Origin of the sequence: Actinoplanes sp. TFC3, assembly GCF_001553785.1 — a bacterium.
In the GTDB taxonomy this organism is placed as follows: Bacteria; Actinomycetota; Actinomycetes; order Mycobacteriales; family Micromonosporaceae; genus Actinoplanes.
Genome location: NZ_LOJP01000001.1, coordinates 5,854,548 through 5,876,621, shown reverse-complemented (window position 1 = coordinate 5,876,621; position 22,074 = coordinate 5,854,548). Strand labels below are relative to the sequence as shown.

Sequence of the window (22,074 nt, the reverse complement as noted above, 5' to 3'; positions counted from 1 at the left end):
AGGGGAATGGCGAAGGGCGCGCCGGCCGGTGATGGTCGACGCGCCCTTCGGTTCAGGCGTTACGCGCTAGGCGCTGCGGAGCAGGTCAGGCGGTGAACTTGACCTTGCGGCGGCGAGCGATGAAGAACAGCGTGATACCGGCGGCGAGCAGGACACCCGCACCGGCGGCGATGCTGCCCGCGGCGGCACCGGTCACCGGCAGGGCTCCACCGTCATCGTCGCCGCCACCGGCACCACCGGTGGAGCAGCCGTCCGGCGTCTGCCAGGCGATGGTCTCGGACTGCGACTCGTACCCCTGCAGGTAGACCTTGATCTCGAAGCCCTCGGAGGCCGCGAACTTGTGGGTCTTCTTCTCGCCCGGCTTGATGTCGAGCACGACCTTGTCGCCCTTGTTGGGCTCGAGGACCAGCGGGATCTCAACGCCGTCGGCCGGGTTGTCCAGACCGATGGTCAGCGAGTCACAGGTGACCTCGAAGATCGGCTCGGCCTCGCCGTAGCTGGGGGTCGGCTGCGGGGTGGGCTCGTCGGTCGGCGGGGTGCTGGGCTCCTCCGACGCGGGGGTCGAGGGCTCCTCGGATGCGGGGGTCGAGGGCTCCTCCGAAACCGGGGTGCTGGGCTCCTCGGACGCAGGCGTCGAGGGCTCCTCCGAAGCCGGAGTGCTGGGCTCCGACGACGCGGGGGTCGACGGCGCCGGCGACGACGGCGGGGTGACCGGGCCGCAGTTGGCCGGCTTGTTCACCGTGACGCTGGCGTCCTTGATGAAGTCGTCTTCCCACTTCAGGGTCACCTTGAGGTTGACGCTCTCGTCGGTGCTGGACGCCTTGCTCGAGCCCCGCAGCGGCGAGCGGTAGTTCGGCGCAACCTGCTTGCCGACCTGGATGTCGCCCGACACCGGGGCGCCGTTGGAGGTGACGACCTCGCGGACCGTGGCCCAGAGGCGGAAGTCATTGGCGACCTTCCAGTCGACCTTCCAGTTGCCATCGGTGGTGCAGTCGGCATGGCCGGAGATGACAGGCGCGTGCGCGCTGGCCGGACTCGTGAGGGCCACGGCACCGATCAGACCGACGAAGGCGCCGGCCGCAAGCGCCGTGGTGCGCTTGAGAGAGGACTTAAGCAGGTTCACGCCTACTCCTGTGTGGGGACCGAGGGGTACGGCACAGGAAGGCAATTCGGCGACCGTCGCGTTTGCTCATGAGTGTTCGCGATGGCCCGCGACGACGCCTCCCCGCATCGTCGAGCCGACAGCGTTTCGTCGGCGGCTCAGCGACCATAGCGACTCACAGGAATTTGAAAAACGTCTCAGGCCGCCCTAAGCGGGTTGATGCATATCTGTGATCTTCGCTAGACCGAGAGCGTCCGCATTGAAGCTCTGCGTGCTCGCCGGGAAGGAAAAGTTCACTTCGGAGTGGCTGCCCGGAGGTGGTGGCGTAGCGTCACAGCGTGCTAGTCAAACCTCGGGACGGGGCTGCATGACGAGGATCATCGCCGGTGCACATGGGGGCCGCAGGCTGGCGGCGCCGCCGGGCGACAAGACCAGGCCCACATCGGACCGCGTACGCGAGGCGCTGTTCAGCGCGCTCGACACCATGGTGGACCTCGATGGCGCCCGATTCGCCGATCTTTATGCCGGTTCGGGGGCAGTCGGTTTGGAATCTTTGTCGAGAGGTGCGGCTTTCGCGGTGCTTGTGGAGGCTGACGCCCGCGCGGCCCGAGCCATCCGCGACAACATCGTCACGCTGCGCGTTGGCAATGCTGCCCGGCTTGTCACCGGCAAGGTGACGCAGGTGCTCGCGCAGCCGCCCGACGGGGGACCCTTCGACGTGATCTTCGCCGATCCGCCCTATGCGGTCACCGATGACGAAGTGGAACTGGTGCAGCAAGCCCTCGTGGACAACGGGTGGCTGGCCGAGGGCGCGGTGCTGGCCTTCGAGCGGTCGTCGCGGACCTCGGTACGCGGGGAGCCGCTGAGCTGGGTGGACGGCATCACTGCCGATCGAAGCCGGCGTTACGGCGAAACTACTCTTTGGTACGGTCGCCGCTCATGAGACGTGCGGTCTGTCCCGGTTCTTTCGATCCGGTCACCAACGGTCACCTCGACATCGTCGGGCGGGCCAGCCAGCTGTTCGACGAAGTCATCGTCGGCGTGCTCATCAACCACTCGAAGACCGGGGTCTTCACCATCGAGGAGCGCATCGAGATGCTGCGCGAGGCGACCTCGGGGTACGGCAACGTGCGCGTCGAGTCCTTCCACGGCCTGCTTGTCGACTTCTGCCGGGCTCAGGGCGCGGCGGTGGTGATCAAGGGGCTGCGCGCGGTCAGCGACTTCGACTACGAATTGCAGATGGCGCAGATGAACATCGGGCTGTCCGGGGTTGAGACGCTGTTCATGCCCACCAACCCGCTGTATTCGTTCCTCTCGTCGAGCCTGGTGAAGGATGTCGTCAAGTGGGGCGGCGACGCGTCGTCGTACGTGCCGGATTTCGTCCGGGAGCGGCTCGCGGCGAGATTGCGGCAAAACTGACGGCGTGGCCTTCGCGGTCTTGCCGCGGGGTTCGGCAGTAACGTGATCGCACCACTCAGCGTGAGTGCGAGCTGACAGGAGTGAGGCGCCGGTGGATCCGCTCGACCGCATCGACGAGATCATCTCCATGGTGGAGCAGGCACGGTCGGTGCCGATGTCCCGGACGAACTACATGTTCGACCGCGCCGAGATGGTCGCTCTCCTGGACGAATTGCGCTCGGAACTCCCGGGTGACCTGCGCCGGGCGGTCGCGCTCCTGGAGGAGCGCGACAAGATCATCGACGCCGGCAAGCGCGAGGCCGACCGCATCATCAGTGAGGGCGAGACCGAGCACGCCCGGCTGGTGTCGGTGAACGAGATCACAGTCTCGGCCGAGCACGAGGGCGCCCGGATCATCGCGGAGGCCCGAGCCGAGGCCCAGCGCCTGCGCGAGGAGGTCGACGACTACGTCGACACCGCGCTGGCAAACTTCGAGCAGTTCCTCACCCGGGCGCTGTCATCGATAGAGCGTGGCCGCGACAAAATGCACGCGCTGCGCGAGATCGGGACGTTCCAGGGTGAGGAGAACGAGCGCCCGCTGCCGTTCTGAGCAGGCAGTCCTGGTTGGCAGGGGTCGATTCGACGTTAGGCCCGCTGCTCAGGTAACCTTTTCTGTCGGCCTACCCATGGCTGAGAGTTCATGATGCCCAAGATTTCGCAGAACGACCTCGATCCCAGGCAGCCGCTGGTCGTCGACACGACGAAGCTCCCGCGACAGCCTGGTGCGACGCGTGCCCTGAAGCGGGTCATCCCGGCACCGGCGGACCTCGGCCTGGAATTGATCTCGGTGCCCGAGGGCTCCGACGTCGAGCTCGATCTGAGCCTGACCTCGGTGTCCGAGGGTGTGTATGTCAGCGGCAACGTGCGCGGCTCGCTCACCGGCGAGTGCGGGCGCTGCCTCAACGAGATCGATCAGACGTTCGACGTCTCGATCGCGGAGCTGTTCGCCTACGAGGACAGCACCACGGAAGAGACGACGGACGAGGACGAGGTCGGCCGCATGCAGGGCGACCTGATCGACCTGGAACCGGCAGTACGGGACGCGGTGGTGCTGACGCTGCCGACGAACCCGGTCTGCCGGCCGGACTGCCCCGGGCTGTGCCCCGAGTGCGGGGTGCATTTCGACGACCTTCCGGCCGACCACAGTCACGAGGTCATCGACGCCCGCTGGGCCGCTTTGCGCAACATTACGAACAACGAGGAGTAGGTACCGTGGCCGTCCCCAAGCGCAAGATGTCGCGCAGCAACACCCGGTCTCGCCGGGCGAACTGGAAGGCGACCGCGGTGCAGACCGTGGAATGCCCCCAGTGCAAGTCGCCGCACCTGCCGCACACTGCGTGCGGGGTCTGTGGCACCTACAACGGCCGTCAGGTCGTCGAGGTCTGAGCCTCGCGGAGTGACGCGCCCGATTATCGGGCGGGTCGAGCCCGGGCAACGGCGATCCGGTGACCCGGATCCGCAGCTCTCCAGCCACCCGGCCGGAGCAGCAGCGGACCCGGGCACGGCGCGGATCGCCGTCGACCTCCTCGGCGGGGACCAAGCTCCCGCCGTCGTGGTTGACGGCGCTCTGCGCGCCTGCCAGGCCGACCCAGCCCTTACGCTGTTGCTCGTCGGCCCACCCGAGGCCGCCGAGCTACTTCTGTCCGCCCTCCCCGCCGCATCTCGCGCCCGGGTGAGCGCCCTCCCGTTCCCTGCCCTCGCGGCCGCTGGAAAGCTCGAAGCGGTCGAGCACAGCCGGGAGGCCGCCGCGGCAAACAGCCCGTCAGCCCTCGAAGTGGTCGAGCCCAGCCGGGAAATCGCCGCCGCTTGCACCCGGGCGGCCGTTCAGGCGGTGGCCGACGGGCTGGCCGATGCCGTTCTTTCCGCCGGTGACACCGGCACCATCGTGCTTTCCGCCGCCCGGCTGCTCGGTCGCTGGCCCGGCATCCGGCGCCCTCCGCTGGCTGCCGTGCTGCCCAGCGAGGCCGGCCGGATCGTCCTGCTCGACGTGGGTTCCTCCGTCGACCCGGATGCCGCTACCCTGGCCACCCATGCTCGCCTCGGTGCTGCGTACGCCTCGATCGTGTACGGCGTCCCGGCCCCGCGTGTGGGCCTGCTCACCATCGGCACCGAGCGTGGCAAGGGTGACCGGCTGCGCCGCGCCGCGCCCGAGTTGATCGCCGGCCTGCGATGGCCTGCCGGGGCTCGCTACGCCGGGCTGGTCGAGGGCAACGACGTGGTCAGCGGTGGGCCTGCCGACGTGGTGGTGACCGACGGGTTCAGCGGCAACGTGCTGCTCAAGGGGCTCGAGAGCGCGTACGCCACACTCGGTGCTCCGAATCCCGCGCAGGAGACACCGCCGCGCGCCGCCGTGTTGCTCGGGGTGGGTGGCACGGTGGTGGTGTGTCACGGCGCGGCTTCGTGGCAGGACGTTGCGGCCGGGATCGGGCTTGCCGCTACCCTGCACCGCCACGGTGCCGTACCGGTCATCGCCGAACTGATCCGCGGCCCAGAGATCCCCCAAGCGCAAGAGGTGGTTCATGAGCAGTAACGACAGACGTCGGTTCCGGCCCTCCACCGAACCGCTGCAGGAGGCGTTCGGCATCCCGTTCGAAGCGGAGTTGCTGGAGCGTGCGCTCACCCACCGCTCGTACGCCTATGAGAACGGCGGCCTGCCCACCAACGAGCGCCTGGAGTTCCTCGGCGACTCGGTACTCGGCGTGGTCATCACCTCGGCGCTGTTCCACAACCACCCGGACCTGCCCGAGGGCCAGCTCGCCAAGCTGCGCGCCAGCGTGGTCAACATGCACGCGCTGGCCGATGTCGCCCGCACGCTGGGTCCGCAGGGGCTCGGCCCGCATCTGCTGCTCGGCAAGGGCGAGGAGACCACCGGCGGGCGCGACAAGGCCAGCATCCTCGCCGACACCCTGGAGGCGCTGCTCGGGGCGATTTACCTCGAGCACGGCCTCGAAGTGGCCGGCGAGGTCATCCACCGGCTGTTCGACCCGCTGATGGCCGAGTCGGCCGGGCGCGGCGCCGCGCTGGACTGGAAAACCAGCCTGCAGGAGCTGACCGCGGCGCTGGGGCTGGGCGTGCCCGACTACGTGATCGAGGACGCCGGGCCGGATCACGCCAAGACCTTCACCGCCTGGGTGGTGGTGGCCGGTGAGCGCTACGGCGGCTCGGACGGGCGCAGCAAGAAGCAGGCCGAGCAGCGGGCGGCCGCCGCGGCGTGGCGCATCCTCACCGAGCGCTCGCAGGCCGAGACGCCGCCGCCGGCCGTGGCCGGGGGCGGGCACGTCGAGCAGGAAGACGTTGAGCAAGAAGAAGAAAAAGACGAGCAGTGAGTACGGCGGTGGCTGAGCCGGACGTGCGGACAACCCGGCTCTGGGACCTGGCCGGGCGCTGGCGAGGGGCCGGCATCGCGATCGGCATCCTGGCGCTGACCCGGGTTGTCCAGATCCTGCTGCTGGTCGGGCTGGACCGGTCCATCGAGGAGCCGGCCGGGCTGCGCAGCAACCTGCTGATCTGGGACGGCGGCTGGTTCCAGCGGGTGGCCGCGGGTTACCCGACCGGCTACACGTACGGGCCCACCGGCACGCTTGAGGGCAACGAGCTGGCGTTCTTCCCGCTCTACCCGATGCTGATCCGGCTGCTCACCACGCTGGGCTTCAGCTCGGGCACTGCCGCGCTCACGGTGAGCTGGCTCGCCTCGATCGGCGCGGCCGTCGCCCTGCACCTGCTGGGCACCACCTTGTTCGGTTCTCGCAAGGCGGGCTGGGCGCTGGCGGCGATCTGCTGCAGCGCCCCGATGTCGGTGGTGCTGTCCATGGCGTACTCCGAGAGCCTGTTCCTGGCGCTGGTGGCCGGCATGTTCGCCGCCGCGCACCGCAAGGTCTGGTGGGCCGCCGGGGTGCTGGGGTTGGGCTGCGCGCTCACCCGCCCGACCGGCGCCGCCGCAGCCGTGGGCCTGGCCGTCGCCGCGATCCTGGCAGTTCGAGCCGGCGACAAGGCCGGCGCAAGGGCGGGCGAAGAGGCGGGCGACGCCAACGTCAGGGCGGGGGAGAAGAAGTGGCCGCCGCTGGTGGCCGCAGCCGTAGCGCTGGCCGGGGTGCCCGCGTACCTGGGCTGGGTCGGGTGGCGGGTCGGCGAGCCGGACGCCTGGTTCAAGATCCAGACCGCCGGGTGGGGGACATCGTTCGACTACGGCAGCAGCACGCTGACGTTCCTCGGCGACACGCTGAGCGTGGGCGACGGCTGGGTGCCGATGAGCGTCGCGCTGATCCTGCTGGTCGCCGCGGTGGCCGCCGGTGTCGCACTGGCCGGGCGGCCCTGGCTGCCGCTGGCGGTGTACGGATTGGTGGCCATGGTTCTCGTCTACGGCCAGGCCGGCTATTACCACTCCAAGCCGCGGCTGCTGCTGCCCGTACTGTTGACCCTCCTGCCCGCGGTTGCCGCCGCTACCAAGGCACGTCCCCGGGTCGCCATCCTGGCCATCTGTGCCTGGGGCGCGTTCGGGCTCTGGTACGGCGCCTATCTCGTAGCAGTGTGGCCGTACACCATCTGAGGGGTTGATCTTGCCTGAGCTTCCTGAGGTTGAAACGGTCCGGCTGGGCTTGGCCAAGTGGGTGCCGGGCCGGCGCATCGAGGCGGTCGAGGTGCGCCACCCCCGGGCGATCCGGCGTCACCTGCCCGGCGATGTGCACTTCGCGGCCGTGCTCGCCGGGCGCACGGTCACCGGCGTCGCACGCCGTGGCAAGTACCTGTGGCTGCCGCTGGATTCCGGCGACGCGATCATCGCCCACCTGGGGATGAGCGGTCAGCTACTCATGCAGCCGCATGAGGCGCCCGACGAGACCCACCTGCGGGTGCGCTTCCAGTTCGCCGATGACGGCCCGGAGTTGCGCTTCGTCGACCAGCGCACGTTCGGTGGACTGTCGGTGTCCGAGGGGGGCGCCGAGCTGCCCGAGGAGATCGCGCACATCGCCCGCGACCCGATGGACCCGCTGTTCGACGACGACAAGTTCAACGCCTCGCTGCGGGCCAAGCACACCGAGATCAAGCGGGCGCTGCTGGACCAGACGCTGATCTCCGGCGTCGGCAACATCTATGCCGACGAGGCGCTCTGGCGGGTCAAGCTGCACGGCGCGCGGCCCACAGATGCCTTGACCAAGCCAGCGGTACGACGCCTGCTCGCCGATGTACGCGACGTACTCGGTGAGGCCATCCAGGTCGGCGGGACCAGCTTCGATGCGCTCTACGTGAACGTGAACGGCGAAAGCGGCTACTTCGACCGTTCGCTGAACGCCTACGGGCGCGAGGGACAGCCGTGTCACCGGTGCGGCACGGCCATCCGCCGCGAGCAGTTCATGAACCGCTCGTCGTACAGCTGTCCGCGCTGTCAGCCGCGTCCTCGCAAGCCGCTTCGCTGAGCGTGCCACCGCCGTACGGGCTGGCATCGGTGGCCAGCCCGAACCCGGCCCCGCGCCGGCCCATCAACCGGCGGGCCGCGGTGAGCATCTCGGCCGGCACCCCGTGTACGAGATGCCCGTCGCCCGGCTCCACCCCGTCCCCGGCCCACCCCTGGTACGAGGTCCACGCCCCGTCGAACGTGCAGATCTGCACCCCGAGATCGCGGTAGAGCGGGTGGGTCGGCACCCCGGGGTTGAGCACCACCCGGTGCAATCCGCGCCGGGCGGCCAGCCGGACGATCAACGCCACCGGCCCGACCCCACCCGACCCGGCCGGCGCACGGTCCAGGAACAGCCCCTCGGCACCGTCTTCGCGCCACGAGTCCACGTCGGCGAGCACGTCGGCCAGCGAGCGCCCGCCCCAGTCCAGGTCCACCCGGCCCAGCGCGTGGTGCCGGGAGCGGCGCCGGCCGGGGTGCTCCTGCACGACCCAGGTGTCCGGGTCGGCGGCGTGCTCGGGCGACGGGTGGGCGTACGGGGGAAATAAGGTCCTCACGGCGTCCTCCGGGTTGGGCTTGTCATGTGTCGTCCTGAGCTGCGGCGAGCCAGCGCAGGGTGGCCGGCCTCGGCGTCCGGGGCGCCGGTACGGCAAGGGTCAGCTCGTAGGCCGGCGCGGGCGGTGGCCCGGCCAGATCGGTGTAGAGCGCGCCGTAGGCGTTCACCACCCGGTCAGTGGTGAAGTAGGCGAGGGCCCGGCGCCGCGCGGCTTCACCCAGGGCACGCCGGCGGGCCGGGGCAATGAGCAGCGAGATACAGGCGTCCGCGAGCGTGGCCGGATCGTTCGGCGGTACGACCACCCCGGTATCCGCCAGCGTCTCGGCGACTGGTCCCGCGTCGGCTCCCACCACCGCGCGGCCCGACATCATCGCCTCGATCAGCCGGTACGGCGGGTCACTCGGGCCGGGCAGGTGCACGACCAGATGACCGGGGGCGTACCGGTGGCGCGGGTCGGCGGGCAGCGGGTGCAGCCGGACCGCGCGCCCGAGTCCGCTGCGCTCGATCAACGCGGCGGCATGCTCCTCGTGCACCGGTGCCACGCCGACCAGGTGCAGCACCGTCCCCGGCACCGCCCGGGTGATCTGGGCGAACGCGTTGAGCAGCACGATCAGGCCACTCTGCGGTCCGCCGTTTCCCGCCCACACGATGGCGAGCGGCTGGCGGGGTTCGGGTGCGACCGGGAAGTCGAGCGGGTCGACGCCGGCCGGCACGGGGATCAGCCGGGAGGGTTCCGCGCCGTGCCGCAGGGCCCACGCGTGGTGGTACTCGCTGAGCGGCGCGATCAGACCTGCCTCGGCGTACCCGGTGCGGGCGACTGCTCTGCGAAATCGGCGCAGCACTGTTCGTACCGCTGAGGAAAGCCGCTCCTCGCTCGCCCGCAACCGCGCCACCGGAGCCCGCGCCTCGGTCAGCAAGATCGGACTGCCCGAAACCCAGTGCCCGGCCAGCGCGGTGAGCAGGGGAGTCGTGCCGCCCACGCAATGCACGAGGTCACTCTCCGGCAGCGGTACGGCCAAAGCGCGCGCCGCATGCCGCAACAACGTCACCGCGGTCCGGGCATCGCGCCGGCTCAACCGCGGCAGCCGCTCCGCACGCCCCGCTTCCCGAGCGGCTCGCCAAGCGTCCGACAGCGCCTCGGCTTCCAAGCTTTCCCTGGTCAGCGCCTTGAGCCCGGCGGCGAATTTCTCGTCGTTCTGCTCGGCCAGCCCCTCGCACAGCAGCGTGGCCTGCTTCTTCGACCCGGCGTTGTCGCGGGGAAGTACCACCGTGCGCGCCGACTCGACGTGCTCCGGCAACCGGTACGCCGGCCCGCCGAGCGTCTCCCGATCGCCCACCGACACCAGGTGGAACCGGACGCCGCGGCCTGCCAGGCCGTCGACGAGGGAGCGACACCAGCCGCCCAGGGCGTCCCGGCGGAACGGATAGCCACCCCCGGTCAGCAGACAGATGCGCATGGGTCAGCACCACGGGCGCAAAAGGGGCGATATCACGATGGCTGCAACGAGACAGCCGCCTCAACCAGCGGGAAGCTGTCACCTAGACGACAGTTGCTCGGGCCGTTACCAGACGCTTTGTCCGCTTTCGACGTCCCCTCGGGGATTTTTTCCGGTCGGTGGAGTGGTCGCGTGCGGGCCGGGTACCCCGCCACTGGCACCCGGCGCCGCTCCTGCGCCGACGACCGGAGATCGAAAGCCATCGACGGCAGTTACCGTAAGCAGTCTCCTGAACACGGGGAAGGTGGCTAAGCAAGACCTAAGGCTGCCTTGAGACAAGGGCACCGGATTTGCCCGTACGGTCCGGATCCTCGTCATCCCGACGGGGTAAAACGCTTGATCCAACCGGGTCCGGCGTGCCAAGGTGGCGTGATTCACTGCCTGCCGGTGATCGGCGCTTGCCGCACGGCTTGACGCAGTGGAGTCCTCGGCGCACCATGGAGATGTCGCCAGTCGCGCCCATCTGCGCTCAAGCTCTGTCCTGAGGTTCGGATTGTGAAGCTCGGTTCAAGCTCGGAGTGCGGGTATCTGTCTCTCTAGCACCACTGTTGAGGACAGACCTTTGTGCCTACGCGTGTCCGTGGGTGCAAGAGTGCCTACCACTGTGCGCGCGTTTGGCCGTGTTCCCGGCAGCGCATCACAAAGAGACGTGATGTCTCACAAGGAGAAGTCATGGCGAAGGCCCTCTACGGCCACGTAGGTGCGGCGCCCGATCGGCGCCTGCTCGACGAGGTCACCCGTCTGCGTTCCAGGGTTCAGGCTCTGGAGTTCGAGGTCACCCGCCTCCGGGCGGAAAACGATCGTCTCTCCGCCGCGGCGAACGAGGCGGACGATCTGCTCCGGCTGACCGAGCCGGCGCTGACCTGACCTTCGGCGAACGCCAGCATCACAGCACGAAAGAAAAGCGCGCCCCCACCCTCCGTGGCGGCGCGCGTCTTTCTGTCGGGTGCTGAGTGTTATGTGCCATTTTCGCCGCCGGTAACGGGAGGCGCGGCGAAGGCGGACAGGCCCGGCTCCGGCGGGTAACCTGCTGGCCAGCAGTAGTTCCGCCGACCCTCGGAGATCCGTGCACCTCAAGAGCCTGACGGTGAAGGGCTTCAAGTCCTTCGCCTCCGCTACGACGCTGCGGCTGGAGCCGGGCATCACCTGTGTGGTGGGCCCCAACGGCTCCGGCAAGTCCAACGTCGTCGACGCCATCGCCTGGGTGCTCGGTGAACAGGGAGCCAAGGCGCTGCGCGGCGGCAAGATGGAGGACGTCATCTTCGCCGGCACGGCGGGCCGGGCCCCGCTGGGCCGCGCCGAGGTGACCCTCACGATCGACAACGGCGACGGGGCGCTGCCCATCGAGTACACCGAGGTGTCGATCACCCGGCGGATGTTCCGCGACGGCGCCAGCGAGTACGAGATCAACGGCAACGCGTGCCGCCTGCTCGACATCCAGGAACTGCTCTCCGACTCCGGCATCGGCCGGGAGATGCACATCATCGTGGGCCAGGGCCGGCTCGACGCGATGCTGCACGCCAAGCCCGAGGACCGCCGCTCGTTCATCGAGGAGGCGGCCGGTGTCCTCAAGCATCGCAAGCGCAAAGAAAAAGCCATCCGCAAGCTCGACGCGATGCAGACCAATCTCAACCGGCTCAACGACCTCACCGCCGAGCTGCGCCGGCAGTTGAAGCCGCTCGGCAAGCAGGCCGAGGTGGCCCGGCGTGCGGCCGGCATCCAGGCCGACCTGCGCGACGCCCGGCTCCGGCTGCTCGCCGACGACCTGCACACCCTGCGCACCACGCTGGACAAGGAGATCGCCGACGAGTCGGCGATGCGCCAGCGCCGCCAGCAGGTCGAAGAGGAAAACCGCGAAGTGCAGCGGATGCTCGCCGACCTGGAAGCCTCGCACGCCGAGGACGCGCCGCTGCTGCAGGCCGCCCAGGACACCTGGTACAAGCTGTCCGCGCTGCAGGAGCGCTTCCGGTCCACTGAGCAGCTCGCCGCCGAACGACTGCGGTTCCTGTCCGCCGCGCCGGATGACGAGCGACCCGGGCGCGACCCGGAGCAGTTGGCCGCCGAGGCCGAACGCGTGCGCGAGCAGGAGGAAGAGCTTCGCGAGGCGCTGACCGAGGACCAGATGCGCCTGGCCGAGGCGGTCGAGCACCGCCAGGAGCTGGAACGTCAACTGGCGGCGGCCGAGGGCTCGCTTCGTACCGCGGCGAAAGCCATCGCCGACCGCCGTGAGGGCCTCGCCAAGCTGACCGGGCAGGTGAACGCGGCCCGCGCCCGCACCGGAAGCGCCGCCGAGGAGATCGAGCGCCTCGCCGCCGCGCACACCGACGCGCTGATGCGAGCAGAGGCGGCCCAGGCCGAGGTCGACGCGGTTGCCGCCGAGTCCACCGAGGCCGATCGGGACAACGTCGAGCTGGACGCCCGGCACGCCGAGGCGGTCGCCGCGCACGATCAGGCGGCCGCGGTGGTCAAGGAGCTGTCGGACGCCGAGCGCGCAGCCGAGAAGGACGCGGCGAGCTGGAAGGCGCGCGAGGAAGCCCTGGCCCTGGGCCTCAAGCGCAAGGACGGCGCGGGGGCGCTGCTGGGCAAGGCGGACCAGGTTCCCGGCCTGCTCGGCAGCCTGGCGTCGATGCTCACGGTGCGTCAGGGGCATGAGGCAGCGCTGGCTGCGGCGCTGGGCGGGCTGGCGGATGCGGTCGCGCTCAGTGGCGTGGACGAGGCTGTTGAGGCTATCCGTACGCTCAAAATTGCCGATGCCGGACGGGCCTCCCTCGTTGTTGCCGGTCCCGCGTCCCCCGGCATGCAGGGTCGCCTCGACGCGCTGCGCCCGCAGCTACCCGGCGGCGCGACCTGGGCCCCGGACGTCATCGACTGCCCGGACACGATCCGGCCCGCCCTCAACCGCGCGCTGCGCGACGTGGTCCTGGTGGCCGACCTTGCCGCCGCCACCGCCCTGGTTGCCGGCAACCCCGAGCTGCGAGCGGTCACGCCCGACGGCGACGTGCTCGGCGCCCACTCGGCCGCCGGCGGCTCGGGCAAGGCCACCAGCTACATCGAGGTGCAGGCCGCAGTCGACGAGGCGCAGGCCCAGCGCCAAGCCGCCGAGCAGGCCATCGGCGAGCTCAAGGCCCAGCTGACCGAGGCCCGTGCCGAGGTCGCCGAACGCAAGGAAGCCGTGAACGTCGCGGCCCAGGCCAAGCGGGCCGCCGAGGGTGAGCGCAACGCCGCCGCCCGCCGGCTCGCCGAGCTGGGGGCCGCCGCCCGTTCCGCCCGGGCCGAGTCCGAGCGGCTCGGTGCCTCGCGGCAGAAGGCCGAAGGCAACCGCGACCGTGACCTGGCCGGGCTGACCGAGCTGGAGGAGCGGCTGAGCCTGGCCGAGGCCACGCCGATCGACGAGGAACCGTCCACCGAGGAACGCGACCGGCTCGCCGCGCTGGTCCCGCAGGCCCGGCAGAACGAGATGGAAGTCCGGCTCGCGGTGCGCACGGCCGAGGAGCGGGTTTCCTCGATCGCCGGCCGGGCCGACTCGCTGCTGCGTCAGGCCAACGCCGAGCGCCAGGCCCGGGAACGCGCGGCCGCCCGTCGAGCCGCCCGCGCCCGCGGTGCCGAGATCGCCAAGGCTGTCGCGCTGGGTGCGGCGGCGGCGCTGAGCCGCGTCGGGGTCTCGCTGGCGGCCGCGGTCGAGGTCCGCGACGAGCTGGCGCGCGCGCGTATGGCCCGGGAAGCCGAGTTGTCCGAGGTGCGCGCGACGGCCAAGCGGCTGGTGTCCGAACTCGAACGCCTGACCAGCGAGGTGCACCGCGACGAGGTGGCGCGGGCCGAGCAGCGGATGCGCATCGAGCAGTTGGAGGCCAAGGCGGCCGAGGACTTCTCGCTGGACGTCGACACGCTGGTCGCCGAGTATGGGCCGGAGCAGCTCGTACCGCCCACCCAGGTCGAGGTGAACCAGGCGGAGAAGGACGGCAAGGAGCCGCCCGAGCCGGTGCCGTTCCACCGCCCGGCCCAGGAGAAGCGGGCCAACAAGGCCGAGCGTGACCTGACCCTGCTGGGCAAGGTCAACCCGCTGGCCCTGGAGGAGTTCGCGGCGCTGGAGGAGCGCTTCAAGTTCCTCTCCGACCAGCTCGAGGACCTGAAGGCCACCCGCAAGGACCTGCTGACGGTGGTCAAGGACGTGGACGACCGGATCCTCGAGGTGTTCGCGTCGGCGTTTGAGGACACCGCGCGGGAGTTCCAGACGGTGTTCCAGGTGCTGTTCCCGGGCGGCGAGGGCCGGCTGGTGCTCACCGACCCCGAGGACATGCTGACCACCGGCGTCGAGGTGGAGGCCCGCCCGCCGGGCAAGAAGATCAAGCGCCTGTCGCTGCTGTCCGGTGGCGAACGCTCGCTGACCGCCGTGGCGATGCTGTGTGCGATCTTCCGCGCCCGCCCCAGCCCCTTCTACATCATGGACGAGGTCGAGGCGGCCCTCGACGACGTCAACCTGGGCCGGCTGATCACCCTGTTCCAGCAGCTCCGTGAGAAAAGCCAGTTGCTGATCATCACGCACCAGAAGCGCACCATGGAGGTCGCCGACGCGCTGTACGGCGTGACCATGCGCTCCGGTGTGACGCAGGTGATCAGCCAGCGGCTCAACCGCGAGGACGAGGACTGATCCTCCCGGGCTGGGCTGGGCTGCGGGCTGCGCGGCTAGGCTTTTCGCATGCTGCGCCAACCTGCCAAAGCCATGCTGATCGACCTGGACGGCGTGGTGCGCCGCTGGGACCCCTCGGTGGCGGCCGGAGTCGAGTCGTCGTACGGCCTGGACCCGGGTGCCCTGATGGCGACGGCGTTCTCGTGGGACCTGCTACGCCCCGCGGTGGCCGGCGAGATCACCGACGCCGAGTGGATGTACCTGATCGCCAAGCGCCTGCCGCTCGACGAAGATGCGGCGCAGAAGGCGGTTGCCGAGTGGCAGCAGCACCGCGGCACTGTCGACCCGGAGGCGCTCGCGTTCGTGCGTTCCGTACGCGCAGCCGGTCGACCGGTCGGCTTGGCCACCAACGCCACCGACCGCCTGCCCGCAGACCTGGACGCACTCGGGCTCACCAACGAGTTCGACCTGATCATCAGCTCCACGGAGTTGAAGATCCACAAGCCCGCCCCGGAATTCTTCGCCCGAGCCTGCGAGGCGCTGGGCCTGCAAGCCCCCTGGGTCCTGTTCGTCGACGACGACGACCGGGTGGTGCGCGGCGCCCGCGCGGCGAAGTTGCTGGCCTTCCGGTGGTCGGGCGCGCAGGACATCCCGTACCTCGAAAAGGCTCTCGATTCGGGTTAGTCCCCGGTCTCGCCGTCGATGCGTTCGCGGAGGAGGTCGGCGTGGCCGTTGTGCCGGGCGTACTCCTCGATCATGTGGATGTAGACCCAGCGCAGGCTGATGGCTGGGGTTCGCTTGGTCGCGAACTCGTGATCGAGCGGCAGCTTGGCGACAGCCTCATCGGCCGCCTCGATCTCAGCCCGGAAGGCGGCAAAATCGGCCTCCGCGTCGGCGTTCGCCAGATCGGTGAACTCCTGGTCATCGTCGAACTGTTCGGGAAGCTCGCTCAGACCGGCCGCGCGGCTGCGGAACCACTGACGCTCAACCAGGGTCATGTGCCGGACCAGGCCCAGCAGGGTGAGATTGGACGGCTCGGCCGCGGCGATGCGTAGCTGCTCTGCAGTCAGGCCGGCGCACTTGTGCAGCAGGGTGTGGCGTTGCCAGTCGAGCCAGCCTTGAAGCATGGGGCGCTCATCGCCGGTCATGGGCTCTTCGGGGCGGTGTGCCGCAGGCGCAGTCCAAGAATTCGTCACGCGGACATTGTGGAGGGCTCCTGCGGATTTGTCAGGGCGTTTCGGGACGGGCTGCTTGCTCAGGCAGGCGACCGGCTTCCAGGTCCGCCAGCCACCGAGCATTCCTGGTGCGCGGCTCCGGCGCGGGCGGAGAAAGCTTGCTACCCCTTCGGCGGGTCAGGCGTCCTTGGTGGGGATGGGATGGATCTTCTCCGGCACGAGAAGATCAACGACTTCCTCGGGTTCGGTGGTGAGGTAGTAAGCGGTGTGTTGTCTTGCCGCCCAGACGGCGTGTGCCCGTGGAATGCTGCCGTCGCCTTGTGCAGCGAACGTGCCGACCAGCGGTGCGTTCGCCTCGTCAAGGTGAAGAAGCGTGACGCCCGGCAACCCGGAAAGAATCCTTGAACAGGTGAGGGTTTGAGTGGTAGACGTAAGGCTACTGGTCGAGCGACAACTGTGCCACAGTAAAGAGATGTCCATCCTTCGACGTGCCTTCAACCTTGACCTCGGCGTGCGGGCCCTCGTGCCGCAGCGTGCCCACCGCGTTGCCGAAGTACGGTCCGGCCAGCCGCTTCCACAGCATCGGGCGCGGGGGCACCCCAGCCGACCGAGCCAGCCCGCGCATCCCCTTGGCCGCCGCCCGTGACCAGCTGAACCGCATCAAGGGGCGCATGATGGCGGGCACCTGGTTGTGAATGGGCGAGCAGGTGAGCTGGTGGACGGGCGTGGTCACCGAGGGCCCCAGGTCGGCCAGGGCCACGTACGAGTGGTGGACGTCGCCGGAGAGCACGCTGATCGTGGCCGGGGCGGCGTAGGCACCACCGGCTCCGACTCGGTGGGCGGGGGCGTTCGGGCCACCTTCGCCAAGGCGGCGGAAGAGCTCGGTCAGCGCGTCGAAGGAGCGCATGAACGCCGCCCAGTGTTCCAGGTCGAACGCGCGGCGGATCTTCTCGGCGAGGGCCGCGCGGCGGGGGCCGGCCGAGTTGGCCAGTTTCTCGTTCCAGGCTTCCACGTGGTGGATTGCCGGGGGCATCAGCCAGGGCAGGGATGAGCCGACCACCAGGTGGTCGTAGTCGCCGTGCGCCTGGTCGACGAACCACTGCCACTCCGCCGCGGGGAGCATCTCGCGGCGCCCGGGGGTCAGCACGCGGTTGCAGCGGTTGTCGAGCATGACCAGGCGGGTGCGTCCGACGTCCAGGGCAAAGCTCCACTGGTAGGGCCGGTCGGTGTTCTCGGTCGAGTCGGGGGCGTCGACCGACAGGCCGAAGTCGTGCAGCAGGTCCGTGGCGTCGGAGACCGCGGTGATCTCGGCCAGCAGGGGGTCGGCGGCCAGGTGGGCCGGGCTGAGGTTGCCCAGGTGCTGATACACCCAGTAGGTCGCCAGGCCGCTGGAGATGCGCTCCTGCCACCAGGGCTGGGCCGACATGTCCCGGCGCCAGGAGGCCGAGGTGTTCCAGTCGTCGATGATCTCGTGGTCGTCGAAGATCATTACGCTGGGGACCGTGGCCAGCAGCCAGCGGATCTCGGGGTCACGCCACGACTCGAGGTAGAGCCGCGTGTACTCGTCGAAGCTGACCACCTCGTCGTCCGGGCCGTGGTGGCCGGCCGCTCGGCGCCGGCGCAGGAAGCGCTTGATCTTGGCCGAGGTGTTGTCCGCATACACCTGGTCGCCCAGCAGAACCATCAGGTCCGGGCGAAGGTCGCTGTTGTGCGGATCGGCCATGAGCCTTCGCGCGTACGCATCCAGTGCATCGGGCGGCAGGCGGCGACCCGTGGACTGCGGTGTTCCCTCGCGGCACGAGCCGAAGATGAAGCTGACCGGGTGCTGGCTGTCGTCGGCCGGCCTGGTGATGATGATGCTGGGCGGGTAGGGGCTGGTGGGCAGCGGCCAGACCTGGTTGTCGTCGAGCCACACCTGATACTCGGTGGCTGCCCCGAGCGGCAGACCGATCACCACGACAATCGCGTAGTGGTGGCCGTACGCGGAGAAGGTCTGGGCGGAGCCGGAACCACCGGCCGTGGCCTCGATGCGTACGGTGGCCGGCTCGGTGGTCTCGACCCACAGGGTGGCGGTGCCGCCCTCGACGCGGCGCAGCACCGGGCCGATCAACAGGTAAGAAGTCAACGGATCACCGGCACGGGGCTCATGATTCATATCGTCCCCACCGGCCGGGCATTTCGCCATAGTGGTTTCCGGCAGCGGGGGATCACCCCGCGTGGCGGGCAACACGTGGAGGTGGCACCACGGGGCCCAGCCTCATCTGTCAGGATTTCGTACATGGAATACGTCGTCGCCTCTCTGATCCTGCTGGCGGTGCTGATCGTCGGGGCCGTCGGCCTCGTCGTGCCGCGCCTGCGCCGGCGTGAGCTGCCGCCTTCTGAGCAGGGGCGAACCGGCACGACGACGCTTGAGCGCCCGCCTGTCGTCCCGGACGCCGAGACCCTGCCGCCGCTGATCGAGCGCGCGCCCCCGGTCGAGGCGCCCGTCGAGCAGGAGCCCGCCGGGCCGCTCGTCGAGACCCCCGAGCCCACTTCCGGTCGCCTGGTCCGGCTGCGGGCCCGGCTCAGCCGCTCGCAGAACGTCTTCGGGCGCGGCCTGCTCAGCGTGCTCTCCCGCGACCACCTCGACGAGGACGCCTGGGAGGAGATCGAGGACAGCCTGATCACTGCGGACGTCGGCGTCGAGGCCACCCAGGTGCTCGTGGAACGGCTGCGCGAGCGGGTGCGGGTGCTGGGCAGCAGGACCGTGACCGAGGTACGCGTACAGCTCGCCGAGGAACTCACCGCGGCCCTGGAGCCGGATCTGGACCGCAGCCTGCGCACCGCCCCGCACGACGGGCGGCCCGCGGTGGTGCTGGTCGTCGGGGTCAACGGGGCCGGCAAGACCACCACCTGCGGCAAGATCGCCCGGGTGCTGGTGGCCGACGGGCGCTCGGTGCTGCTCGGTGCGGCCGACACGTTCCGGGCTGCGGCGGCCGAGCAGCTGGCCACCTGGGGTGAGCGGGTCGGCGCGGAGACCGTGCGTGGCCCCGAGGGCGGCGACCCGGCCAGCGTGGCTTTCGATGCCGTCAAGCGGGGTATCGACACCGGGGTGAACACGGTGCTGATCGACACCGCCGGGCGGCTGCAGAACAAGATCGGCCTGATGGACGAGCTGGGCAAGGTCAAGCGGGTCGTGGAGAAGCACGGGCCGGTCGACGAGACGCTGCTCATTCTCGACGCCACCACCGGGCAGAACGGGCTGGAGCAGGCGCGGGTGTTCACCGAGGCGGTGGACGTGACCGGCGTCGTGCTCACCAAGCTCGACGGCACGGCCAAGGGCGGCATTGTGATCGCGGTGCAGCGCAAGCTGGGCATCCCGGTCAAGCTCATCGGCCTGGGCGAGGGTCCCGATGACCTGGCGCCCTTCGAGCCGGCCGCCTTTGTCGAGGCCCTGCTTGGCTCCGACAGTTAGGCTCAACAGCGACATGGCGGTGTCGTGGCACTACTTCAAAGGGGGGCGTGGGTGACTCAGGATCCCCTCCGCGAGATCCCTCTGCACGGCGGGAACGTCAGCACGGTGTCCAAGCTCGGCGACACCGTGCGCCGCAACGCCGGACCGTGGACGCCGGCCGTGCACTCGCTGCTCAACCACCTGCAGCGGGTGGGTTTCACCGGGTCGCCGCACGCGCTGGGCATGGATGACCGGGGCCGCGAGGTCCTGTCATACCTCGACGGCGAGTGCGGGGAGTATCCGCTGGCCCCGCACTGGACCACCGAGGAAGCGCTGGTCACGGTGGCCACGATGCTGCGCATGTTCCACGACGCGCAGTACGGTTTCCAGCCGCCGCCGGGTGCGGTGTGGCGCAGCTTCGGCCCGCCCCCGCCGGACACCGAGGTGATCTGCCACCACGACGCGGCGCCGCACAACGTGGTCTGGCGACCCGACGGCACGCTGGCGCTCATCGACTTCGACCTGGCCTCGCCGGGCGCGCGGATCTACGACGTGGCCTACGCGGCGTGGACCTGGGTGCCGCTGTTCAGCGACCGGGATTCGTACACGCTGGGCTGGAAGCGGCCCAACCGTCCCCGCCGGCTGCGGCTGTTCGCCGACGCGTACGGGCTGATCCCGCGGGACCGGCACCGGCTGGTGCGGACCATCCGCAAGCGGATCGTGGACCACGTCGAGGGCATCCGGCGGATGGCGGCGGCCGGTGACCCGGCGTTCGTGCGCATCGTGCACAAGGGCCACCTGCGCCGCCCGATGCGCGACCTGCGGCTCCTGGATTACGAGCGCCACACCCTGGAGTACGCGCTGCGTTGACCTCCGCTGAGCGATAAGTGTCTTTTCGGGAGGCTTTGCGGCTGCGGCTGTGAGAGTTTCTTCACACGTACGAAACATCCGGTGACGCGTTGGAAACCGCCGGTGGACCGTCCGTGAAACAGCTGCCCGGAAAGCTTCCGCCCTACACCGGCCAGAGCGATGCCGCCCTGAGGCCGTGGGAGGACACTTAACCGAGAGGAGGCAGCGTGGAGATCAACACCGGCAATACTGCCTGGTTGCTCCTGTCGTCTGCGCTCGTATTGCTCATGACTCCGGGTCTGGCGCTGTTCTACGGTGGCCTCAACCGGTCCAAGGGCGCTCTTAACATGATGATGATGAGCTTCTCGGCCATCGGGCTCATCTCCGTGCTGTGGGTGCTGTACGGCTTCACCCTTGCGTTCGGCACCAATGACAATGCCGGCTTCAACAACATCCTCGGCAGCTTCAGTCAGTACTGGGGCACCGGCACCGGCTGGATCGGCGAGGAATGGATGGTCGCGGGCGCCGGCACCGGCATCCCGACGTACGTCTTCATGGTCTTCCAGATGATGTTCGCCATCATCACCGTCGCGCTGATCAGCGGCTCCCTCTCGGACCGGCTCAAGTTCGGCGGCTGGGTGCTCTTCGCGCTCGGCTGGTTCACCATCGTCTACGTCCCGGTCGCCCACTGGGTCTGGGGCGGCGGCTGGATCGGTGTCAAGCTCGGCGCACTCGACTTCGCCGGTGGTACGGCGGTGCACATCAACGCCGGTGCCGCCGCGCTCGGTGTCATCCTGGTGCTCGGCAAGCGCATCGGCTGGCCGCGCGAGAACATGCGCCCGCACAACGTGCCGTTCGTCGCGCTCGGCGCCGGGCTGCTGTGGTTCGGCTGGTTCGGCTTCAACGCCGGCTCCGAGCTGACCGTCGACGGCGTCACCGCTGTCGCGTTCGTCAACACCCAGGTCGCCACGGCCGCCGCGCTGCTCGGCTGGATCATCGTGGAGTGGCTGCGCGACGGCAAGCCGACGCTGGTCGGTGCGTCCTCCGGTGCGGTTGCCGGCCTGGTCGCCATCACCCCGGCCTGTGGCTTCATCGCCCCGCTGCCCGCCGCCGTGCTGGGCATCATCGCCGGTGCGGTCTGCGCCCTGGCGGTCGGCCTGAAGTACAAGTTCGGCTACGACGACTCGCTCGACGTGGTCGGCGTGCACTTCGTCGGCGGCTGGATCGGCTCGCTGGGCATCGGCTTCTTCGCCACCACCCAGGTCAACGCCGTGGCCAGCCGCGAGAGCCTGTTCTACGGCGGCGGCCTGGACCAGCTGTGGCGCCAGTTCGTCGGCAGCGCCGCGGTCACCCTGTACTCGCTGGTGATCGCCGCGGTCATCGCGCTGATCCTCAAGTCGGTCAAGCTGCTGCGGGTCAGCGAGGAAGCCGAGATCGGCGGCATCGACATCGCCGACCACGGTGAGACCGCGTACGACTTCACCCCCGCCGGTGGCACCGGTGGTGGCGGCGCGTTCGCGATGGCCGGGATCAACCGGCCGGCCGGCGTCGACGCCGACGGCAAGGCCGATGTCAGCCAGAAGGTCGCCGGTTAAGTTCTCCGATGTCTGCGATGGAAGGACTGAGCATGAAGCTGGTGACCGCGGTCATCAAGCCGTACCAGCTCGACGCGGTGAAGGAGGCGCTGCACGCCCTGGGCGTGGCCGGCCTCACCGTGAGCGAGGTGCAGGGGTACGGCCGTCAGAAGGGTCACACCGAGGTGTACCGGGGAGCCGAGTACACGGTGGAGTTCCTGCCCAAGATCCGGGTCGAGGTGCTGACCGACGAGCTGGACGTCGAGAAGGTGGTCGACGCGGTGGTCAACTCCGCTCGTACCGGCAAAATCGGCGACGGGAAGGTCTGGGTCACGAGCGTTGACGACGTGGTCCGGGTCCGCACCGGCGAGCGCGGCCTCGACGCGCTCTGAGCTGTAGAAAACCGTGAATGACG

The 22,074-nt window shown here is 69.6% G+C and carries 22 protein-coding genes; 16 read left to right on the top strand and 6 right to left on the bottom strand.

The features are described 5' to 3' along the window. Nucleotides 1–85 precede the first annotated feature (85 nt). Nucleotides 86–1,123: an LPXTG cell wall anchor domain-containing protein gene (locus tag TFC3_RS38845; RefSeq protein ID WP_067505333.1), complete on the bottom strand. Its 1,038-nt coding sequence runs from the start codon at nucleotides 1,121–1,123 to the stop codon at nucleotides 86–88. A gap of 346 nt (nucleotides 1,124–1,469) precedes the next feature. Here TFC3_RS38845 and rsmD point away from each other — a divergent pair, with 346 nt between their 5' ends. The 9 genes from rsmD to mutM all read left to right on the top strand — a co-directional run bounded on the left by rsmD (nucleotide 1,470) and on the right by mutM (nucleotide 7,971). Continuing rightward, entirely contained in the window at nucleotides 1,470–2,045 is a 576-nt protein-coding gene (rsmD, locus tag TFC3_RS26435; protein ID WP_067505330.1) for a 16S rRNA (guanine(966)-N(2))-methyltransferase RsmD, read from the top strand. Next, a complete protein-coding gene (gene coaD / locus TFC3_RS26430) occupies nucleotides 2,042–2,521 on the top strand; it encodes a pantetheine-phosphate adenylyltransferase (RefSeq protein WP_067505327.1) in 480 nt (159 codons plus the stop codon). The genes rsmD and coaD overlap by 4 nt, the downstream gene beginning before the upstream one ends. 91 nt (nucleotides 2,522–2,612) lie before the next feature. Beyond that, the gene (locus TFC3_RS26425) at nucleotides 2,613–3,110 is read left to right on the top strand and encodes a hypothetical protein (protein WP_067505324.1); all 498 of its coding nucleotides are present in this window, start codon (nucleotides 2,613–2,615) and stop codon (nucleotides 3,108–3,110) included. Between the two features lie 93 nt (nucleotides 3,111–3,203). Further along, nucleotides 3,204–3,767 (top strand): DUF177 domain-containing protein, encoded by a 564-nt coding sequence (locus TFC3_RS26420; protein WP_067507652.1) that lies wholly within the window; start codon nucleotides 3,204–3,206, stop codon nucleotides 3,765–3,767. Between the two features lie 5 nt (nucleotides 3,768–3,772). After that, nucleotides 3,773–3,946 (top strand): 50S ribosomal protein L32, encoded by a 174-nt coding sequence (gene rpmF, locus TFC3_RS26415; RefSeq protein WP_067505321.1) that lies wholly within the window; start codon nucleotides 3,773–3,775, stop codon nucleotides 3,944–3,946. Nucleotides 3,947–4,070: 124 nt separating this feature from the next. Further along, a complete protein-coding gene (locus tag TFC3_RS26410) occupies nucleotides 4,071–5,090 on the top strand; it encodes a fatty acid synthesis plsX protein (RefSeq protein ID WP_067507649.1) in 1,020 nt (339 codons plus the stop codon). Next, on the top strand, nucleotides 5,080–5,886 hold the full coding sequence (gene rnc / locus TFC3_RS26405; protein WP_067505318.1) for a ribonuclease III: 807 nt from the start codon (nucleotides 5,080–5,082) through the stop codon (nucleotides 5,884–5,886). The genes TFC3_RS26410 and rnc overlap by 11 nt, the downstream gene beginning before the upstream one ends. Beyond that, a complete protein-coding gene (locus tag TFC3_RS26400) occupies nucleotides 5,883–7,106 on the top strand; it encodes a mannosyltransferase family protein (protein WP_067505314.1) in 1,224 nt (407 codons plus the stop codon). Before rnc ends, TFC3_RS26400 begins: the two co-directional genes overlap by 4 nt. Nucleotides 7,107–7,116: 10 nt before the next feature. Continuing rightward, on the top strand, nucleotides 7,117–7,971 hold the full coding sequence (gene mutM, locus TFC3_RS26395; RefSeq protein ID WP_067507646.1) for a bifunctional DNA-formamidopyrimidine glycosylase/DNA-(apurinic or apyrimidinic site) lyase: 855 nt from the start codon (nucleotides 7,117–7,119) through the stop codon (nucleotides 7,969–7,971). Here mutM and TFC3_RS26390 read toward each other — a convergent pair. Continuing rightward, nucleotides 7,907–8,506 (bottom strand): Spherulin-4, encoded by a 600-nt coding sequence (locus tag TFC3_RS26390; protein ID WP_067505311.1) that lies wholly within the window; start codon nucleotides 8,504–8,506, stop codon nucleotides 7,907–7,909. The genes mutM and TFC3_RS26390 overlap by 65 nt on opposite strands. 22 nt (nucleotides 8,507–8,528) lie before the next feature. Further along, complete coding sequence (locus TFC3_RS26385) at nucleotides 8,529–9,962, bottom strand: DUF3492 domain-containing protein (RefSeq protein ID WP_067505308.1); 1,434 nt, start codon at nucleotides 9,960–9,962, stop codon at nucleotides 8,529–8,531. A gap of 711 nt (nucleotides 9,963–10,673) precedes the next feature. On the opposite strand from TFC3_RS26385, the gene TFC3_RS26380 reads away from it, so the two are divergent. The 3 genes from TFC3_RS26380 to TFC3_RS26370 all read left to right on the top strand — a co-directional run bounded on the left by TFC3_RS26380 (nucleotide 10,674) and on the right by TFC3_RS26370 (nucleotide 15,312). Then, nucleotides 10,674–10,868 (top strand): hypothetical protein, encoded by a 195-nt coding sequence (locus TFC3_RS26380; protein WP_067505304.1) that lies wholly within the window; start codon nucleotides 10,674–10,676, stop codon nucleotides 10,866–10,868. 199 nt (nucleotides 10,869–11,067) lie between these two features. Further along, a complete protein-coding gene (gene smc, locus TFC3_RS26375; RefSeq protein ID WP_067505301.1) occupies nucleotides 11,068–14,649 on the top strand; it encodes a chromosome segregation protein SMC in 3,582 nt (1,193 codons plus the stop codon). Nucleotides 14,650–14,697: 48 nt separating this feature from the next. Next, on the top strand, nucleotides 14,698–15,312 hold the full coding sequence (locus TFC3_RS26370) for an HAD family hydrolase (RefSeq protein WP_067505298.1): 615 nt from the start codon (nucleotides 14,698–14,700) through the stop codon (nucleotides 15,310–15,312). Here the strand turns inward: TFC3_RS26370 and TFC3_RS26365 are convergent. The 3 genes from TFC3_RS26365 to TFC3_RS26355 form a co-directional block, all read right to left on the bottom strand. Beyond that, nucleotides 15,309–15,776: a DinB family protein gene (locus TFC3_RS26365; RefSeq protein WP_067505296.1), complete on the bottom strand. Its 468-nt coding sequence runs from the start codon at nucleotides 15,774–15,776 to the stop codon at nucleotides 15,309–15,311. The genes TFC3_RS26370 and TFC3_RS26365 overlap by 4 nt on opposite strands. Before the next feature lie 204 nt (nucleotides 15,777–15,980). Further along, on the bottom strand, nucleotides 15,981–16,190 hold the full coding sequence (locus TFC3_RS26360) for a hypothetical protein (protein ID WP_067505293.1): 210 nt from the start codon (nucleotides 16,188–16,190) through the stop codon (nucleotides 15,981–15,983). A gap of 49 nt (nucleotides 16,191–16,239) precedes the next feature. Further along, entirely contained in the window at nucleotides 16,240–17,928 is a 1,689-nt protein-coding gene (locus tag TFC3_RS26355; protein ID WP_173745350.1) for an alkaline phosphatase D family protein, read from the bottom strand. A gap of 153 nt (nucleotides 17,929–18,081) precedes the next feature. Between TFC3_RS26355 and ftsY the strand changes: the two genes are divergently transcribed. The 4 genes from ftsY (at nucleotide 18,082) to TFC3_RS26335 (ending at nucleotide 22,051) form a co-directional block, all read left to right on the top strand. Beyond that, nucleotides 18,082–19,257: a signal recognition particle-docking protein FtsY gene (ftsY, locus tag TFC3_RS26350; protein ID WP_067505287.1), complete on the top strand. Its 1,176-nt coding sequence runs from the start codon at nucleotides 18,082–18,084 to the stop codon at nucleotides 19,255–19,257. 51 nt (nucleotides 19,258–19,308) lie between these two features. Beyond that, nucleotides 19,309–20,106: an aminoglycoside phosphotransferase family protein gene (locus TFC3_RS26345; protein ID WP_067505284.1), complete on the top strand. Its 798-nt coding sequence runs from the start codon at nucleotides 19,309–19,311 to the stop codon at nucleotides 20,104–20,106. Nucleotides 20,107–20,312: 206 nt separating this feature from the next. Continuing rightward, complete coding sequence (locus tag TFC3_RS26340; RefSeq protein WP_067505281.1) at nucleotides 20,313–21,680, top strand: ammonium transporter; 1,368 nt, start codon at nucleotides 20,313–20,315, stop codon at nucleotides 21,678–21,680. A gap of 32 nt (nucleotides 21,681–21,712) precedes the next feature. Then, complete coding sequence (locus tag TFC3_RS26335; RefSeq protein WP_067505278.1) at nucleotides 21,713–22,051, top strand: P-II family nitrogen regulator; 339 nt, start codon at nucleotides 21,713–21,715, stop codon at nucleotides 22,049–22,051. The last annotated feature ends 23 nt before the right edge of the window (nucleotides 22,052–22,074 follow it).